Source organism: Nocardiopsis sp. NPDC055879 (assembly GCF_053615935.1).
The window spans coordinates 50,946-67,544 of sequence record NZ_JBSHCT010000015.1 but is presented as its reverse complement, the minus strand read 5'-3'; the positions used below and the strand labels follow the sequence as shown (position 1 = coordinate 67,544).

Sequence of the window (16,599 nt, the reverse complement as noted above, 5' to 3'; positions counted from 1 at the left end):
CGCGTCCGGCTTCCACCGGACGCGCCGGGAGTACCGCCGCGGGGGCTCATCCGTGCGCCAGCGCCGATCGTAGGTCGGACACCGTCGTGAATCGGTGCCCCCGCAGCCCCAGGTCCCGCGCGGCCGCCACGTTGGTGGCGTTGTCGTCCACGAACAGGACGCCCTCGGCGGGGGACCCCAACCGTTCCAGACACCACTCGAAGGCCGCGGTCTCGGGCTTGGCGTGCCCGATCCGGCAGGACAACCCCAGCACAGGGAACAGGTCGAGCACTTCGGGGAAGCGTTCCTCGAACCGTTTCGCGAGGTCTTCGGGGATGTTCGACAGCAACCCGACGGCTCTGCCCGACGCGGCCAGCCCCTGCACCACCTCGACGGACTCGTCGTTGATCCGTGACCAGCTGTCCAGGTCCAGGGTGATCAGGTGCTCCACCTGTTCGGGGGTGAAGGGAGCGCCCAGACGCTCACCGACCGTCTTCCAGTACGTGGGACCATCGAGGTCGCCCCGGTCATAGGGTTGCCGCCGCGCCCAGTAGGCCTCCCAGAAGGAGTCGTGGTCGTGGCCGGAGAACTCCACCATTTGTTCGCGGACCTTCACCGACTGGTCCATGGCGACCACACCGAACATGTCGAACAGCACGGCGTTCACGGGCTTCCCCCAGGATTCGAGATCGAGTACAAAGGATCTCCCTACCCGCGCCCCACCCCCGCCAACCCGGGTGTGGGGCGTCTTCGTGTGGTCAGGACCGTACTCCCAGGACGGGCAGCAGGACCTCGTCGACGATCCGTTCCTCGTAGCCCTTCGGTGGGAGCTCGCCGGGGTGGTCCACGGCGTACTTCAACATCAGGGACTCGCCGATGTCGGCGGTGAGGTCGTTGACCCTGGCCGGGTCGATGTGCCCGAGGGCGGCGTAGTGCTCCATCACGCGCCGGGTGAAGCGTTCGCCCTGAGGGTCGTACACCTCCGTCCACATCCGCCGGTGGAGTTCGGGACGCACCATGGCCTCGGAGTTCACCGCCAGCATCGCGGGTCCCAGGATCCGATCGCCCATGAGTTCGCGCATGAGTCCGATCGCCGCGACCAGGTCTTCTCGTAGGCCGCCGGCGTCGGCCGTGGGGTTCTCACGCGGGTAGCGCTCCCGGAGGGCCTCGATGAGTATGTCCTCCGGCGAGGTCCAGCGCCGGTAGAGCGAGGTCTTGGCGGTCTCCGCGCGACGGGCGATCCCCTCCATGGTGAGGCCGGGCAGACCGGTCTCGGCGACTTCGAGGAGTACGGCCTGGTGGATGGCGTCGAGGAGTTCCCGACCGCGCCGGCGCGTGGTCTTGGCGGCCGGCCGCTTGTGGTCATTCATGTACGTCCGTTCATAAGAAACGATCGCGTATCGTGTGATCACATAAGATACGCCATCGTAGCCTAGTGAGGCGCCGAGGAACGGAGTCACCCATGAACGGCACGCCATCACCACCTGGGACGACGGGTACCCCACCGGCCCGACGCTCCCTCGCTCCCGACCTCGCCCGCGGCTTCATGCTGCTGGTCATCGCCACCGTGCACGCCCACATGTTCCGCCAGATCGCCGGTACGGGCGAGGGCCTCGACCTGGTCGGAACCCTGGACACCACGGTCACCGCATTCATGACCCTGTTCGCCGAGTCTCGCGGCTACCCGATGTTCGCCGCTCTGTTCGGCTACGGGCTCGCCCAGATCTACCTGCGCCGAACCGCCGAGGGCCGCCCCTGGCCGTGGGTGCGTTCCCTCGTGCGCCGACGTGGCCGCTGGATGGTCGTCATCGGCTTCCTGCACACCCTGCTCCTCTTCTACGGGGACATCATCGCGGTCTACGGGCTCATCGCCCTCCTACTGGCGGGGGTGCTGCACCGTACCGACCGGCGTCTGCTCGCCACCGGTCTGGCCTGGGCGTCCGTGGGAACGCTGGTGTACGCGGTGTTCGAGGCCGGCCTCTCCGCGAGCGACGCCCAACAGCAGGCCATGGAGGTCACCCCGCTGACGGACCTGATCATGCGGCTCGCCATCTGGCCGGTGATGACCGTGCTCATGCTCGGCATCTCGGTCCTGCCCTTCACCGTCGGGGTCTGGGCGGCACGTCGACGTCTCATGGAGGAACCCGAACGACACCTGCGGTTCCTGCGTCGGGTCGCCCTGGTGGGCATCGTCGCCGCCGTGATCGGCGCCCTGCCCCAGATGTTCGTCATGGTGCGGGTCTGGCAGCCCGACCCGGTCCTGTCGATCGCCGTCAAGTGGCTGCACGTGGTGTCCGGATACGCCGGTGGATTCGGGTACGCCGCGCTCATCGCGGTGCTCGCCGTCGCCATCGGGGACCGCCGCGGGCCCCTCGTACGGGCGCTCGCCGCCACCGGGCAGCGGTCGATGACCTGCTATCTGCTCCAGTCCGTGGCCTGGGTCGCGCTCCTCATGCCGTACACGCTGAACATCGGCGCGGGACTCGACGACGCCCAGGCGGTGCTGCTCGGCGCGGCGGTCTGGGCGGTCACCGTGGTGATCGCGGCCATCATGGACCGGTTCGGTGTGCGCGGCCCCGCGGAGACCTTCCTGCGCCGGATGACCTATGGACCCGGTGGGAAGGCCGAACCGATCCCCTCAGAGGGTCGGGATCCGGTGCCACGGGGCTGAATCGGAACCCGGGTGGGTCGTCCGTGGACGACCCACCCACATGTCGTCAGGCGGGGGAGTGCTCGTTCCACACCATGGTGACCATCCCGCTGATGGTGTCGTAACCGGCGCGTTCGAAGGCACGGGCCATCGGTACGTTGCCCAGGTCCGTGGCGGCCCGAACGTGGTCCACGCCCGTCTCCCGCAGCACGCGACCGCCCTCGGCGAGCAGGTCGTCGATGTACCCGTTGCCACGGTGCTCGGGAAGCACGGCGATGTAGGCGATGATCGGATGGTAGGCGTTGCGGGCCGGGATGACGAACCCGACCGGTTCGCCGTCGGGCAGCGCCGCCACCCGCCACCACGAACGAGGCGTGGTGTAGGCGGCGAACTCGTCGGCGAAGTTGGCCTCGGCGACCTCGCGCGCGGACTTCTCCCGCAGGTCGGCCTGGTCGTGGCGGTCCAAGGTGCCGTCCAGGGCCCGGACCATGAGGTCCAGGATCTCCGTGGTGTCGGTGATCTCGCGGAACCGGAGCCGGTCGCCGACCACGGGTTCGCGGGAACCTTCCCGCCACTCGAAGCGCAGCCGCTCGGTGAGCGGCCGACCCCCGGTCTTCTCCAAGGCGGCCATCAGGTCCTCGACCATGGGCCGCTGTTCGGGGTCCTCACGCCAGTCGGCCGGAAGGAAACGCAGGTACTCGGGCCAGATCGTGCCCTCACCGAGGACGGTGGCGGCCGCGGTGCGCACCAGGTGCTCGGCCACGGCGACCCGATCCACGTCGGGGGCGTCCACGACGTCGAACACGTCCATCAGGAGGGGGTGGTCGTCCTGGTCACGACACCACCAGGACAGGCGGCCGATGAGACGGTCGCCGTGGGTGGCCACCCACATCCACCGCGGGCGGCGACGGCCCTGGGCCATGTCGACCGGGAACTCGTCGTTGAGGGCGTAGGGGAACCGGTTGAAGAGGTCGAGCTCCTCGGGACCGGTGATGGTGCGGATGGTCAGGTCGTTCGGAAGAACGGTCAAGGCTTCACCTTCGTGTGGTGCGCCCGCCGTCACCCTGGTCAGCGTCGGAAGCCGACCTCGGAAGCGGACGCGGTGATCATGCGGAACATCGGGAACGCCTCCCTTCACGTCGTGGGCTCGCACCGTCGTTCGGTGCGGAAAATCAGTTATAGCGCACGCTTTTCCCGCTGGGCAAGGGCTTTTTCGGCGTCGCTTCGTCGGCCCCACCGGGTGATCACCAGGGTGAGCACCCCGGCGAGAAGGCCCCAGAACGCCGAACCCACACCGAACAGGGTGAACCCCGACGCCGTCGCCAGGAAGGTCACGACCGCGGCCTCGCGCGCTTCCGTGTCGGCCGTCGCCGAAGCCAGCGAACCACCGATGGTGCCCAGCAGCCCCAGCCCCGCGATGGCCAGGATCAGTGAGGAGGGCAGCGTGGCCAACAGGGACGCCACGGTCGCGCCGAACACCCCGACACCCAGGTAGAACACCCCGGCCCACACCCCGGCGAGGAAGCGGCGGTCCCGGTCGGGGTGGGCCTGCGGGCCGGTACAGATCGCCGCGGTGATCGCCGCCAGGTTCATGCCGTAACAGCCGAACGGGGCCAGGACCAGGTTGGTCGCCCCGGTCCACGCGATCACCGGCGAGATCGGCACCTGATAGCCGTCGCCGCGCAACACCGCCACCCCGGGCAGGTTCTGCGACGCCATCGTGACCACGAACAGGGGCAGGCCGACGCTCACCAACACCTGCCAGGAGAACTCCGGTGCCACGAAGACCGGGGTGGCCAGGGCGAGGTCCACCGAACCCAGGTGCAACGAACCCTCGAAGGCGGCGGCCAGGCCACCGGCGAGCAGCGACAGCAGCACCGCGTACCGGGGCAGCCACCTCCGGCACACCAGGTAGGTGGCGAACATCGCGAACACCACCGCGAAGTCGCCCTCCATACTGCTGAACAGGCCGATCCCGAACTGTAGGAGCACGCCGGCCAACAACCCGGCGGCCAGAGGGACGGGGATCCTGTCCATGACCCGCTCGAACCAGCCGGTCACCCCGCTCAGGGTGATGAGCGCGGCGGAGAACAGGAAGGCGCCCACCGCCTGGGCCATGGTCACCCCGTCCAGACCGACCGCCAACAACGCGGCACCCGGGGTCGACCAGGCGGTCACCACCGGGGCCCGGTACCGAAGGGACAGGCCCACGCAGGTCACGGCCATGCCCACACCCAACGCCAGCATCCAGGACGCGGTCTCTCCGGGGGAGGCACCCGCGGCCTCGGCGGCGGTGAACACGATCGCGGCGGAGCTGGTCACCCCGACCAGGACGGCGATGAGTCCGGCGGCCACGGCGGACGGGGCGAAGGCGTACCGGACACGACGGGCGAACTTCCTCATGGAGGTCCATCCTGTCGTCCGAACATCGGTGAGGGCGCGGCGCCCCCACCGAATGCCCGTTGGCCACGATGGCCGGTACCGCGGGTGGGGAACCTCAGCCCTTGGCGACCACGTGCTGGACGACCTCGAAGCCCCAGATCTCGCTGTTGGTCGCGGCCGGGCCACCGTGCCCGCCGTGCGCGTGCCCGTCCTTGTCGGCGTCCGCGGCGGCCTTGGCGTGGCCCTTCTTGAAGTCCTGGCCGTTCACCCAGTTCTGGAAGTCCTCCTCCGACCGCCAACGGGTGTAGACGAGGTACTTGTCGGTGCCCTCGACCGGGCGCAGGAGCTGGAACTCCTCGAAGCCCTCTTGACCCTCCACCAGGCCCGCGCGTTTGGCGAAGCGCCCCTCCAGGGTGGCCCCCTCGCCCTCGGGGACGGTCAGGACGTTGAACTTGACGACACTGGTCACGCTTACTCCTCGGTTCGGTTCGACAACCGCTGAGGCCAACCTAAGGGGTGCCTTTCGAGCGCGGGGCCGGGGAACGGTCTCGCGCGCCCCGGCCCCGGATCGCTCGTGCGCGTGGGGGTATTCGTCGTCTCACCGATTGGCGTTCTCGTGGTCGCCGGCCGCATGTTCGCCCTGTTCCACGTCCGATTATGCTCCGCCCTGCTTTCAGGACGCTTATGACCGGGGGCGTGGACTCAGCGCAGACCGTGCTTGCGGGCCACGATCCGCAGCATCACCGAACTCGGCAGCAGCCTTCGCAGCGCGAACACCAGGGGCGCGTTGCTGCCCACCGCGTACAGCGGCCGGGGCGAACGAGCCTCGATCGCCCGGACCACGGTCGCGGCCACCTTCTCCGCCGAGATGCCCTTGGCCTCGTTGGCGTTGAGCGTGTTCACCATGGTGCGGTACTCGTCCTCGAACGAGGAACCCTCGGACACGTACTGTGTGCGGCGTTCGCTGATCCCGGTGCTGATCGAACCCGGCTCCACGGTGGTCACCCCCACCCCGAACGGGGACACCTCGCGCCGCGTGGCGTCCGAGAACCCCTTGATGGCCGCCTTCGTCGCCACGTACGAGGATCGGAACGCCAACGGGAAACTCGCCAGCATCGACCCGACCATCACCACGCGCCCGTACCCGCGTGCGCGCATCCCCGGCAGCAGTAGCTGGGTGAGGTGGACCGCCCCGAACACGTTGAGCCGGAATACCCGCTCCACCGCGTCCATCGGGAGCTCCTCGATGGGCCCGTTCTGGCTCTCCCCGGCATTGTTGACCAGGACGTCCACGTCACCGGCGGCCTCCGCGCACGCCGCCACGGACGCGTAGTCGGTCAGGTCCAGGGCCAGGTATTCGACCCCGGCGATCGGCGTGGTGACCTTCTCCGGTGCACGGCTGGTACCGAATACGCGGTAGCCGCGCTCGACCAGGGCGGCGGCCACGGCCGCGCCGATCCCGGAGGACGCCCCGGTGACCAGTGCTGTTCGGCGGGTGGCGGGGGAGATGGGGGAGGACATGGTGGGCCCTTCGGGTCGAGGCGGGGTGAGACCTACTCCACGGTAGCCATCTTCGGGGCGAGCGGGGCACACGGCGGGCGCCCGCACACCCCGTGGGATGTGCGGGCGCCCGGACCCGGGAAGGCGTCCATCCCTCCTATTCGACCGGCGGGTGGGCGTTGGCGAGCAGCTCCTGGAACTGTGCGGAGAACCAGTGGCCCGAGACCGGAGCGTCCGGCAGGGCACCGCTCATGTTGTTGCCGTTGCGCGGGTTGCCCTCGTAGGTCGGGTCGCACATCCGGTCGAAGCCCTTGCCCTCGTCGTTCGGGATCTCCTCGCTGGAGCCGTCGGACTCGCCCGGAGGCTTCATCCACACGTAGGCGTGGATGCCCGGCTCGGGGGCGGCGGTGGGTCGCTCACCCAGACCCGCACCGGACTGGTTGCACCAGTTACCGGACTGGATGCGCTGGTCGTAGCGGCCGCCGTCGACGTAGGCGTCGACGTCGGTCTGCGGGCCCGGACCGGTGGGACGGTCGGGGCCGCCCCAGCCGTTGCGGGAGGTGTCGATCAGCATGCCGATCTCGGAGTCGAACCCGATGGAGGCGAGCTCGTCGCGCAGGGCCTGGGAGAACGAGAGCTCGTCGGTGTAGTTGTTCCAGTCCACCCACTGCGACTCGCGCACGCTCGTGCCGTTGACCTGGTCGGTGATGGCGAAGTTGTCCTCCTCCAGAGCCGAGTAATTGGCGGTGTTGGCGATGAAGCCGTGCACGTCGTCGGGGGAGGCCCCGTTGGCGTTGGCCGCCTCGTAGAACAGTTGGGCCGAGGCTCTGAAGTTGTCCTCCCAACCGATCCAGCCGTGGTGGCCGGCGTCCACGTAGTTGTAGACGTTCTCGATGGCGCCCAACCGTCCGAGGGCGTAGCCGACCCCGTTGACGTAGTTGCCGTTCGCGAGCATCTCGTCGCACTCGGGGGTGGCGGTCTCCCGCGGGGAGATGTTGGTGACCAGGTTGGGCAGTGAGTCGATCTCGATGGTGGTGACCACGCGCAGCGAGGTGTCCTCGTAGTCGGCGAGGATCTCCGCGATCGGGTCGATGTACTCGGACTCGTAACGGTCGATCTCGTCCGGGCCCAGCTCGCCGTTGGAGGCGAGCGCGGCACAGTCGCGGCCGGGCAGGTTGTAGACGACCAGCTGGAAGACCAGGGGTTCCCCGGCGGCCTGTTCCACCGCCTCGTCCAGGTGGTCGCGCAGTCCCATGTCGCCGGTGGTGGGGCTGTCGTTGCCCTCGATGGCTCCGATGCGGTCCATCCACACACCGGTGGGCTGGTCGGCGATGGCCTCGCCACCGGGTTCGGCCGCGGCGTTGGCCGACCAGATCGGGTTCACGTAGACGTCGGCGCCGACGTAGGGGTTCTCGACGCGTTCGGCGGCGGCGAGTGCGTGGGATCCGGAAAGCACGAGGCCGAATCCGGCGGCCACGGCCAGTCCACCACGGACCCATCGGGTCCTTTTCACGGCACGGTTTTCTGTCATCTCGATTTCTTCCTCAAGAGTGAGCGGGGGGTGAATCCACCCGATGCGAACGAAGCGTCGAGGGGACGAGGCTTCGTTCACGGCCGGCGCCGGAGAGTTCCGGGTTCTCTGACGTTGACCTGGGTGGATGTGGAAGGGGAAGGGGGGATGGGCTGACTGGGAGTGCTGGGAGCGCTCCCAGCCAGGGGATCGAAATTTCCTTGCAGTGCTGCTTTGTAAGGTGGGCGAACGGGTTTTCACGCTGTTCTCGGGGGCGGTGTCGAACCCGATCGCTTTCCAGAACCGTAGTCATTCAATGGTGATATGTAAATACCATATGAAGCAGATATTTCTGGTACTCGATACCTGTTTGTGTAATCGCAGGTGAGTGGTTGATTTATGACCGTTCAGTAATAACCGGGAGTCGCCGGATGGCCACGCGGTGCTTCCGAGCGGTGCGCCGGCGGCGCAGGCCACATGTCGACGAACGGGGGTTCAGCGTCGACGCTCGCAGCTCTCCAGCACCAGGGACAGCCCCGCGCCCAACAGCCAGAGGTCCTTGGACAGGCCCAGGCCCTCATCGGTCGGGGCCAGGCTGCGGGGTTTGTGCATGCCGGGCGTGCGCAGGTACAGGCCGAGCAGGCCCGCGGCGAACGCGCTCAGCCCGGCCCCGGCCAGCTTGTTGGGGACGAGGGGGAGGAGGAGGGCGGTGCCCAGGGCTATCTCCCCGGCCGACAGCGCCCGGGTGAAACTGACCGGGTCGACCTTGTCGAGGAAGGGGTAGGTGCCGACCGCCATGCCGTGCACCCCCATCGCGGTGTCCTCGTCGGCCCCGCGCTTGCTCAGTCCGGAGTTGAGGATGGAGGCACCCGTGGCGAGGCGCAGGACCATCTGGTGCGGGCTGACGGGCGACTTCATGGGAGCTCCCTGACTTTTCGACGATCGGTGATGACCGAGGGTAGTCGGAATGCTACGCGGATCGTCGCCCGGAAGTCGCCCCCGCGCGCCGAGTATCGGCAGGACGGGCGAGGGCGGGGGCGTCAGTTCTCGTCGGTGATGTGGCCGCGGATCCCGTCGGCGGCGGCGCCCATTGGGTCCTCGGCGATCCCGCCCAATGTCTCGGCCTGCTCCTGGAAGCCCTGGGCGGTCTCGGTGACCTCTCCCAGGGCGCCCTCTTGGGCCTCCTGGGCCACGGTGTCCAGGCCGCTGTCCTGGGCGAACTCGCCGACGGCGCCATCGCCCAGGCCCTCGACCGCGGCCCCGGCCTCGTCTGCGGCGCCACTGGCCCCGTCGATCAGATCGCCGGCGGTGTCACCGAACAACCCCTTGAACCACTCGAACACGTCGGAGAGCATTGTCCTCGTTCCATCCCTGGGGGCACGCCCCTGTCCTGGTGCCGTCAACGGCAAGTCTGCTCACCCGGGGTAAGTAGACGGTAAGGGGCGGCGGGGGTCGTGGGGTCGAATGGTGCCCCAGGGCGTCACGGGGCGCGCGAACCTCCGGACCCCCGCCACTCGGGCGGATCCGTTCTCCCCGGACCCGTCGGTGGGGGAGGCGTCGTAGGGGGCGAGCGCTTCGATCCGGTGAACACGGTGCGTATCCGAAACCGGGTGATCCAACGCCGCCCCGATCGCGAGGATTCAGGGGCGGACACCCTCTTCGGGCAGGTCAGGGCATGTGCGCTTGGTCACTGGGTCTGGACTTCTCGGGTTAACCTTTATTTAATACTTAAAAGGTAGGAAAACCACCTGAACTCGTACGTACACGTCACACTCGAAGGACTCCCATGCGTCGCGCCGTATTCGCCGTCCCCGCCGCCCTGGCCCTGCTCGCGGTGAGTGCCTGTGGTGCCCCCTCCGAGAACAACACGGAGGCCGCCGAGGGTGAGGAAACCCTCACCGTGGGGGCCACCGCCGTCCCCGCCGGCGACATCCTCCGGTTCGTCGAGTCAGAACTCGCCGCCGAAGCGGGTCTCGCCCTGGAGATCCACGAGTACTCCGACTACATCGCGCCCAACGCCGCGCTCGCGGAGGGCCAACTCGACGTCAACCTCTACCAGCACGAGCCGTTCCTGCTGGAGTACAACGAGGGCAACGACACCGACCTCGTCGCGGTCGAGCAGATCTACCTGCCGCCGCTGGGCCTGTACTCCAAGTCCGTGGACGACATCGCCGACCTGGCCGAGGGTTCCCAGGTCGCGCTGCCCAACGACCCCAGCAACGAGTTCCGGGCGCTCCTGCTGTTGGAGGAGAGCGGGCTCATCACTCTGGCCGAGGGCATCGACGAGGCCGCCTTCAGTCTCTCCGACATCGAGGAGAACCCGCGCGACCTTGACTTCCGTGAGGTGGAGGCCGCCCAGCTGCCCCGTTCGCTGGACGACGTCGACGCCGCGATCGTCAACAACAACTACGCGCAGGAAGCCGGGCTGGACTTCGAGAACGACTCGATCCTGCTGGAGGAGTTCGAGGGCAACCCGTACGTGAACATCCTCGCCTCCCGCACCGACAACACCGACGATCCCCGGATCGAGGTGCTGGTCGACCTGCTGACCTCCCCGGAGACGGTGCGCTTCATCGAGGAGACCTACGAGGGCAGCGTCATCCCGGCCACCGCCGGCTGACCCCCCGAACGGCGTCACGACGTCCCGGACCCGCACGGGCCCGGGACGTCGTCATTCGTCGCCCGAAATCAGTGCTCGCGGCCGTCCTCGCCGAGCAGGTCGTTCATGTGCGCGATCTCCTCCTCCTGGGCGTCGATGATCTCCTGGGCCAACTCCCGGGCCTGGGGATCCACACCCTCGTCGAGCTCGGTTCGGGCCATCGAGACGGCGCCCTCGTGGTGCAGGACCATGAAGTCCAGGAACAAGGCGTCGAATTCGTCTCCCTCGGCGGACTCCAACTCGGCCATCTGTTCCTCGGAGAGCATTCCGTCCATCTCGGCGTGGTCCATGTCGTGATCGACCTCGGCGCCCCAGCCGTCCAGGAGCGTCTCCATCTGTTCGATCTCCGGCCCCTGGGCGGCCCGGATCTGTTCGGCCAGGGGCCGGACCTCGTCACCGGCTCGGGTGTCGGCGAGGTCGGACATCTCCACGGCCTGCTCGTGGTGCGGGATCATCATCTGTGCGAAGTGCACGTCCGCGTCGGTGTGTTCGGTGACCTGCCCCTGGCTCTCCGGGGTGTCGGTCTCCGTCTCGGCTTCGCCGCAGGAGGTGGCGAACAGGACGGTGGCCAAGGCCACGGCCAGGGCACGGTGGTTCAGGGCACGCTTGTCGAAGGTCATCGGTTCCTCGTCTTCCGGGTTCAGCTGGTACACGCATGGCGAGCGGACGGGCCGACGGAGTCGGCGTCCGCGGGCATCTAGACGCGCAGAACCTGTAAGCGAACCGGAGAGGGATCGTCCGGAGCCGGTGGGAAGAGCGGGGACGGCCGACGCGTCGGCCCCGTGGACGGGATCGGTTCATCCGGCCAACGGTGGAACGCGACGGTGGCCACCCCGAGCAGGGAGACGGTGAAGGCCCCGACGGTCAGACAGAGCGAGGTGGGGTCGAGCTCGGGCAGGTCCGAGGAGGATTCCGCCACGGCGTTCCCCATCACGTCATGGGCGGCCGCCGGACCCGCGGCTGCGTGGGCCTCGTGTTGGACGTGTCCCAGCGTGTGCATGGCTCCGAGTCCGAACACCAGCGCGACCAGCGCCAGGACGCGCGCCCACGCGCGTCCCGTGCCCTGCTGCCGCCGTTCGGATCTCGACATGGGCATCACCCTACCCGTACCCCACCGGGGTATGGGATCAGGGGTGTCCGCGCAAGTGTGTCAGCGCGTGGTCCAGGGCCAGGGGCGCGTGGCAGGCCAGATCGGGTTCCAGGCCCGTTCCCTCCCAGCCCTGCCCGCTACGTGGATCCCTGGGGGCTCCGGTGGAGACGAACACGCTCAGACCCGATGAGGCGGCGAAGTAGTCCCCGGGGTTGGCCGCGCCGGCGGTCCGGTGCCCCACCAAGATGGCACGTCCCAGTGTGCGCAGGGCCAGCGCGAAGCTCTCCGCGGCCGAGGCCGTGCCCGCGTCCACGAGCACGCACACCGGTACGTCCGGGCGACGGGTGTTCTCCGGATCCGCCGGAGTCCACGACCGCCACACCTCGCCGTCGCGCGGGTGGAAGGCGACCACCTCGACCGGGGTGTCGGGCACCAGGTGGTCGATCAGGAACTCCACCATGCTGGGAGCGCCTCCCGGGGTGCCTCGCAGGTCGAACACGACGGCCTCGGCCTCAGCCAGGGGCCGCAGTCGTTCCCGGGCGAGTTCGGTCAGCCGTCGCCCCGACTCGGTTTCGGGAGCCAGGTGTGTGAACTCGGCGACGTCCACCACGAGCACACCCTCCCTTTCGGTGACGTCGAACCCCACGTCGTCCACCCGGGCTCGTGAACGGCGGTCCCGGCGGCGGATCTCGGCGGTGGGCACCACCCGGAAGTGGCCGTCGTACGGGCGCAGCACCTCGGTGAGGGCGGCCGCCACGGCGGGCAGCGAACGCGCTTCGCCGAGGGCACGGCCACGGAGCCCGGCCGCGGCCCGCGACGCGATCTCCGGGTGGACGTAGTTCCTCTCGACCAGGTCCGCCACCTCGTCCACCAGGGCGGGCGTGTCGATCCCCTCCGCGTCGGACCCGCCGGAGTCCCGCGGTAGGAAGGGGCGCCGCTCCAGGACGTCCAGCGCGGCGGAGACGGTCCCGTTCAGGTCGGTTCCCAGCTCCCGATCCAACTCCAGGGCGGCCTCGGCGGTGAGTCGCCACCGCCGTTCGACGGCGGGCAGTTGTTCCAGGCAGGACGGGCTCAGTCGCACCCGCCGTTCCCGACCGTCCTCGCTGTCGGCCGGGACGAGGAGGTCGAGCCGGCGCATCTGGGCGACGGTCTGGCTGGTGGCCGAACGCGTCATGCCGGTCTCCCGGGCGAGGCCGCCCACGGACAGGGACAGGTGGCGAAGGAGCGCCCTGGTCACGGGGGTGAAGGCGGCGCGGAAGGCGAGGCCGTCGGCCTCATAGGCGCGGTCGACGGCCCCGTCCAGGGTGGTGACGAGCCGACGAAGATTGGTGCCGAGCGTGGGGGAGGCCATTCACAAATCATGACAGCGCTGTCGCTTTTTGGGAATACCTCGACCGAACATGAGGGGCCCGGTGGTCACCGGGCCCCTCACGCGCTCTTCGAATCGGTTCCTAGGGAAGCCGTACCGCTTCGCCCACCTGGCTCTCGTGGTGCAGGCGGTCCAACGCGGTCACGTAGTACGTGGTGTCCGAACCATCGGAGACGTCGAAGGTCGCCGCCCCGTCCGCGTCGGCGCGCACCGTGCCCAGCATGTTGCGCGGGTCCTCGATGCCGCACTCGCCCTGCCCCGGGTCGGTCTCTCCTTCGAAGCCGTACACCGCGTAGTAGGCGGGGGCCTCACTCGAGCCGGCCGTGATCTCCAGCGTGCCGTCGTCGGTCGCGCTCGCCGCCGGCGACTCGGGCGCGGCCCCGCCCAGGTCCTCCTTGATCGGGATCAGCGCCGGGCTGGAGTAGTGGTCCGCCACCAGGACCTCCATGGCCTCCTGGGCATTGGTGCGCAGCGAGTTCGCGCTGAAGTACACGTCACCGTGCACCCCCGCGTGATCGCGGTTGAAGTCCAGGTGCGAGGAGAGTTCGTTCGGGTCCGACCAGGCACCCTCGTTGCCGACCTTGTAGGCGGCCTGCCCGATGTACAGGTGGGTGTCGGTGCTCGCGGCGACCTCCTCCCACCAGGGGACCAACGCCGCGTAGTCGGCCACGGGGAGTCCGATCTCCCAGTAGACCTGCGGGTTGATGTAGTCGAGCCAACCCTCGGTGACCCACTTGCGGCTGTCCGCGAACTGGTCGTCGTAGGACTGCGAACCGCTGGTCTCGGAGCCCTCGGGGTCGGTGGAGGAGTTGCGCCAGATCCCGAACGGGCTGATGCCGAACTTCACGTGCGGCTTGGTGGCGTCCACCGCCTCGCTCATCTCCCGGACCATGGTGTCGACGTTGTCGCGCCGCCAGTCCTCGATGTCGTCGAAATCGCCACCGTGTTCGGCGAAGGTGTCCTCGTCCGGGATCTCCTGCCCCTCCGCAGGATAGGGGTAGAAGTAGTCGTCGAAGTGGACGCCGTCGATGTCGTAGTTCTCCACCGAGTGCATCATCGCCTCGATCACGAACTCGCGCGCCTCGGGGATCCCGGGGTTGTAGTAGAGCTGACCGTTGTACTCGAAGACCCAGTCCGGGTTCTGTCGGGCGGGGTGGTCCTCGACCAGCTGTGAGGGGTCGTCGTGCATGGCGACCCGGTAGGGGTTGTACCAGGCGTGGAATTCGAGGTTGCGGGCGTGCGCCTCCTCGACCGCGTACTCCAGTGGGTCGTACCCGGGGTCGCCGCCCTGCTCTCCGGTCAGCCACTCCGACCACGGTTCGTGGGGTGAGGGCCAGAACGCGTCAGCGGTGGGCCTGACCTGCACGAACACCGAGTTGAGGCCGTTGTCGACGGCCTCGTCGTAGAGGCCGTCCAGTTCGGCCTTCTGCTCGTCGGCGCTCAGACCCTGTTGGGAGGGCCAGTCGATGTTCTGCACACCGGCGATCCACTCGGCGCGCATCTGTCGTTTGGGCGGCGCCTCGGGGTCGGTCTCGCAGGCGTTCCGCCCCTCCGGGGAGGGGTCCGCGAGGGCCTGGGGCGCGTGCAGGAAGGCCGCGGTGAGTGCGGCGGTCAGGGCACCGGCGAACAGCGCCGTGCGTGCGGCGGTGCGGGGGATCGGAACCGTGGTTGATCCGGTGCGCGCCGTGGGGCGGTTCCGGTTCGGGTACGCCAAGGTTGCTCCTTTGGGCTTTCTGTCGTGCGGGCGGGGCCCGGAAGGTCCTGGTGGGTCCGTTCGGGGTTCCCTGTGCGACGGTCAGCTCGGGCTTAGGAGAAAACCTTCATGATTTGGCCCTTGAATGCAACACTCCTACGCAAGGTTGGTCGCAATGCGTCTTATGAGGCGTATGTGGCATTCAGGATGCTTGTGTCAGTTTTTGTCGTGGTCGGATCGTGTGCTTCGGTGGCGGAAGGTCCGTTCCCGGTTTTTACGCTTCCTGCGTGAGCAACAGGCCGGCCCCGGTCTGCAACCCCGCACCGATCCCCTTCAACGAGAGCTCACGCAGCCGCTCGCCGTCCACCACCCTGGCGAGCCCGTCGAAGTGGTATCGGGCCGGCCGGCCGCCCAGGTGCTTCCACCCCACCGAGGTCACCTCCAGCGCGCCGTCCAACCGCCGGTCCAGCCACGCCTCGAACCCCGACTCGGGAACCGGGACGCGCTTGCCGCTCTTGCCGTCCTCGCCACGCCGCTCCGTGGGGGCCGAGATCAGCTCCCACTCGACCGTCTCACCCGCCCGGTGCAGGGGCATCGGATGGAACGTGGCCGAGACCGCGCCGGGCAGTTTGCCCCAGGCAGGGGCGGTGTCGGAGCTGACCAGCAGCATGTCCGGGGCCAGCCGCGCCCACAGCACCCGGGCCTTCGCCTCCGGGTCGGGTTCGACGGCCCCGCGCACGGCCTTCCCCATCACCGTCCACTCCTGCATTCCGGTGGCGCGATACGGGTCGAGGCGGATGTTGGTCAGGTACAAGGAGATCCGTTCCGGTGTTCGTCCCCGCGGGGAACTCGTGGGGGCGAGGCCGTCCGACCCCGCCACGTCGACCCTCCACTCTAGAGGTCCGGACCGGCCGGGCCGGTTCGGGCCTGGAATGATCCCCGGATGGATCAGGAACCCGAATGCGCCGAATGCGGTGGCACCGTCGCCCCCGACGGGCACTGCTGGGACTGCGGCGCCGACCAGGAGGACTTCCACGCCCACGGGGAGCTCACCGTCGAAGGAGGCGCGGGGGTCACCGACCGGGGGCGTCGGCGTCGGGTCAACGCCGACGCCCTGGCCCTGACCGAAGCGGGCCCCTGGCGGATCGGGGTCGTCTGCGACGGGGTGTCCATGTCCCCCAGACCCGAACGCGCGGCCCGGCTCGCCGCCGACGTCGGCGCGCGGGTCCTGATCGAACGCCTGTCCGTCGGCGAAGTACCCGAGACCGCCTTGACCGACTCCGTCCACATCGCCGGGAGGGCGGTCACCGCGCTGGCCGGACCCGAACCCACCGCTCCGGCCTGTACCTACGTCGCGGGCGTGGTCGGGCCTTCGGGACTGTGGGTGACGTGGATCGGCGACAGCCGCGCCCACTGGCTCCCCGAACACGGACTCGGCCTACCGCTCACCCGTGACGACACCGCCGACTCCGGGGCCATCTCCGCCTGGCTGGGAGCCGACGCCGACCTCCCCGAACCGAGGACGCGCAGCCTCGTCCCGGGTGTTCCCGGAACGCTGCTGCTGAGCACAGACGGACTGACCCGCTACCTGCCCGACGCCGACGCCCTGCGCGACGCCATGCGGGCTTCGGAACCGCTGCGCGGAGCGCGGGCCCTGGTCGACCACGCCCTGTCCGCCGGCGGGCACGACAACGTCACCGCGCTCCTCCTGCGAGTCCCCGCACCACCGACGGAAAACTCTTTGTGAGCCCGGTTCCGATTCGGCGA

The 16,599-nt window shown here is 68.9% G+C and carries 16 protein-coding genes and 1 pseudogene; 3 read left to right on the top strand and 14 right to left on the bottom strand.

The features are described 5' to 3' along the window. Positions 1 to 46: 46 nt before the first annotated feature. Complete coding sequence (locus ACWGKS_RS18980; RefSeq protein WP_358508374.1) at positions 47 to 646, bottom strand: HAD family hydrolase; 600 nt, start codon at positions 644 to 646, stop codon at positions 47 to 49. A 91-nt stretch (positions 647 to 737) separates the two neighbouring features. After that, positions 738 to 1,349: a TetR/AcrR family transcriptional regulator gene (locus ACWGKS_RS18975; RefSeq protein WP_358508372.1), complete on the bottom strand. Its 612-nt coding sequence runs from the start codon at positions 1,347 to 1,349 to the stop codon at positions 738 to 740. Between the two features lie 92 nt (positions 1,350 to 1,441). On the opposite strand from ACWGKS_RS18975, the gene ACWGKS_RS18970 reads away from it, so the two are divergent. Continuing rightward, positions 1,442 to 2,650 carry a DUF418 domain-containing protein gene (locus ACWGKS_RS18970; protein ID WP_358508370.1) on the top strand — a complete coding sequence of 403 codons (1,209 nt, stop codon included), beginning with the start codon at positions 1,442 to 1,444 and terminating at the stop codon, positions 2,648 to 2,650. A gap of 46 nt (positions 2,651 to 2,696) precedes the next feature. On the opposite strand, the gene ACWGKS_RS18965 is transcribed toward ACWGKS_RS18970, so the two are convergent. From ACWGKS_RS18965 to ACWGKS_RS18935, 7 genes and pseudogenes are all read right to left on the bottom strand, one after another. Then, positions 2,697 to 3,659 (bottom strand): GNAT family N-acetyltransferase, encoded by a 963-nt coding sequence (locus ACWGKS_RS18965; RefSeq protein WP_358508368.1) that lies wholly within the window; start codon positions 3,657 to 3,659, stop codon positions 2,697 to 2,699. Between the two features lie 146 nt (positions 3,660 to 3,805). Next, a complete protein-coding gene (locus tag ACWGKS_RS18960) occupies positions 3,806 to 5,032 on the bottom strand; it encodes a benzoate/H(+) symporter BenE family transporter (RefSeq protein ID WP_358508366.1) in 1,227 nt (408 codons plus the stop codon). Between the two features lie 94 nt (positions 5,033 to 5,126). Next, on the bottom strand, positions 5,127 to 5,480 hold the full coding sequence (locus ACWGKS_RS18955; RefSeq protein ID WP_358508364.1) for an antibiotic biosynthesis monooxygenase family protein: 354 nt from the start codon (positions 5,478 to 5,480) through the stop codon (positions 5,127 to 5,129). Positions 5,481 to 5,713: 233 nt separating this feature from the next. After that, positions 5,714 to 6,532 carry an SDR family oxidoreductase gene (locus ACWGKS_RS18950; protein ID WP_358508362.1) on the bottom strand — a complete coding sequence of 273 codons (819 nt, stop codon included), beginning with the start codon at positions 6,530 to 6,532 and terminating at the stop codon, positions 5,714 to 5,716. 136 nt (positions 6,533 to 6,668) lie between these two features. After that, positions 6,669 to 7,934, bottom strand: a pseudogene (locus ACWGKS_RS18945) (glycoside hydrolase family 6 protein); the annotation flags it as partial. Positions 7,935 to 8,516: 582 nt separating this feature from the next. Next, on the bottom strand, positions 8,517 to 8,939 hold the full coding sequence (locus ACWGKS_RS18940; protein WP_358508360.1) for a hypothetical protein: 423 nt from the start codon (positions 8,937 to 8,939) through the stop codon (positions 8,517 to 8,519). A 122-nt stretch (positions 8,940 to 9,061) separates the two neighbouring features. Further along, on the bottom strand, positions 9,062 to 9,376 hold the full coding sequence (locus ACWGKS_RS18935; RefSeq protein ID WP_358508359.1) for a hypothetical protein: 315 nt from the start codon (positions 9,374 to 9,376) through the stop codon (positions 9,062 to 9,064). 431 nt (positions 9,377 to 9,807) lie between these two features. On the opposite strand from ACWGKS_RS18935, the gene ACWGKS_RS18930 reads away from it, so the two are divergent. Next, positions 9,808 to 10,641: a MetQ/NlpA family ABC transporter substrate-binding protein gene (locus ACWGKS_RS18930; RefSeq protein WP_358508357.1), complete on the top strand. Its 834-nt coding sequence runs from the start codon at positions 9,808 to 9,810 to the stop codon at positions 10,639 to 10,641. Positions 10,642 to 10,709: 68 nt separating this feature from the next. Here the strand turns inward: ACWGKS_RS18930 and ACWGKS_RS18925 are convergent, their stop codons facing one another. The 5 genes from ACWGKS_RS18925 to ACWGKS_RS18905 all read right to left on the bottom strand — a co-directional run bounded on the left by ACWGKS_RS18925 (position 10,710) and on the right by ACWGKS_RS18905 (position 15,646). After that, complete coding sequence (locus ACWGKS_RS18925; RefSeq protein WP_358508355.1) at positions 10,710 to 11,300, bottom strand: DUF305 domain-containing protein; 591 nt, start codon at positions 11,298 to 11,300, stop codon at positions 10,710 to 10,712. 77 nt (positions 11,301 to 11,377) lie between these two features. After that, positions 11,378 to 11,770: a hypothetical protein gene (locus tag ACWGKS_RS18920; RefSeq protein WP_358508353.1), complete on the bottom strand. Its 393-nt coding sequence runs from the start codon at positions 11,768 to 11,770 to the stop codon at positions 11,378 to 11,380. 37 nt (positions 11,771 to 11,807) lie between these two features. Further along, positions 11,808 to 13,121: a S41 family peptidase gene (locus ACWGKS_RS18915; protein WP_358508351.1), complete on the bottom strand. Its 1,314-nt coding sequence runs from the start codon at positions 13,119 to 13,121 to the stop codon at positions 11,808 to 11,810. Between the two features lie 100 nt (positions 13,122 to 13,221). Next, positions 13,222 to 14,853 (bottom strand): glycoside hydrolase family 10 protein, encoded by a 1,632-nt coding sequence (locus tag ACWGKS_RS18910; RefSeq protein ID WP_358508349.1) that lies wholly within the window; start codon positions 14,851 to 14,853, stop codon positions 13,222 to 13,224. Between the two features lie 253 nt (positions 14,854 to 15,106). Further along, positions 15,107 to 15,646, bottom strand: a complete 540-nt coding sequence (locus tag ACWGKS_RS18905; RefSeq protein ID WP_358508347.1) for a type I-E CRISPR-associated protein Cas6/Cse3/CasE — start codon at positions 15,644 to 15,646, stop codon at positions 15,107 to 15,109. 129 nt (positions 15,647 to 15,775) lie between these two features. Between ACWGKS_RS18905 and ACWGKS_RS18900 the strand changes: the two genes are divergently transcribed. Further along, on the top strand, positions 15,776 to 16,579 hold the full coding sequence (locus ACWGKS_RS18900; RefSeq protein ID WP_358508345.1) for a PP2C family protein-serine/threonine phosphatase: 804 nt from the start codon (positions 15,776 to 15,778) through the stop codon (positions 16,577 to 16,579). Positions 16,580 to 16,599 lie beyond the last annotated feature (20 nt).

Coding starts and splice junctions, on each gene's coding strand:
- ACWGKS_RS18900 (WP_358508345.1), top strand. CDS start 15,776: ATGGATCAGGAACCCGAATGCGCCGAATGCGGTGGCACCGTCGCCCCC.
- ACWGKS_RS18930 (WP_358508357.1), top strand. CDS start 9,808: ATGCGTCGCGCCGTATTCGCCGTCCCCGCCGCCCTGGCCCTGCTCGCG.
- ACWGKS_RS18925 (WP_358508355.1), bottom strand. CDS start 11,300: ATGACCTTCGACAAGCGTGCCCTGAACCACCGTGCCCTGGCCGTGGCC.
- ACWGKS_RS18935 (WP_358508359.1), bottom strand. CDS start 9,376: ATGCTCTCCGACGTGTTCGAGTGGTTCAAGGGGTTGTTCGGTGACACC.
- ACWGKS_RS18975 (WP_358508372.1), bottom strand. CDS start 1,349: ATGAATGACCACAAGCGGCCGGCCGCCAAGACCACGCGCCGGCGCGGT.
- ACWGKS_RS18915 (WP_358508351.1), bottom strand. CDS start 13,121: ATGGCCTCCCCCACGCTCGGCACCAATCTTCGTCGGCTCGTCACCACC.
- ACWGKS_RS18950 (WP_358508362.1), bottom strand. CDS start 6,532: ATGTCCTCCCCCATCTCCCCCGCCACCCGCCGAACAGCACTGGTCACC.
- ACWGKS_RS18920 (WP_358508353.1), bottom strand. CDS start 11,770: ATGTCGAGATCCGAACGGCGGCAGCAGGGCACGGGACGCGCGTGGGCG.
- ACWGKS_RS18940 (WP_358508360.1), bottom strand. CDS start 8,939: ATGAAGTCGCCCGTCAGCCCGCACCAGATGGTCCTGCGCCTCGCCACG.
- ACWGKS_RS18970 (WP_358508370.1), top strand. CDS start 1,442: ATGAACGGCACGCCATCACCACCTGGGACGACGGGTACCCCACCGGCC.
- ACWGKS_RS18960 (WP_358508366.1), bottom strand. CDS start 5,032: ATGAGGAAGTTCGCCCGTCGTGTCCGGTACGCCTTCGCCCCGTCCGCC.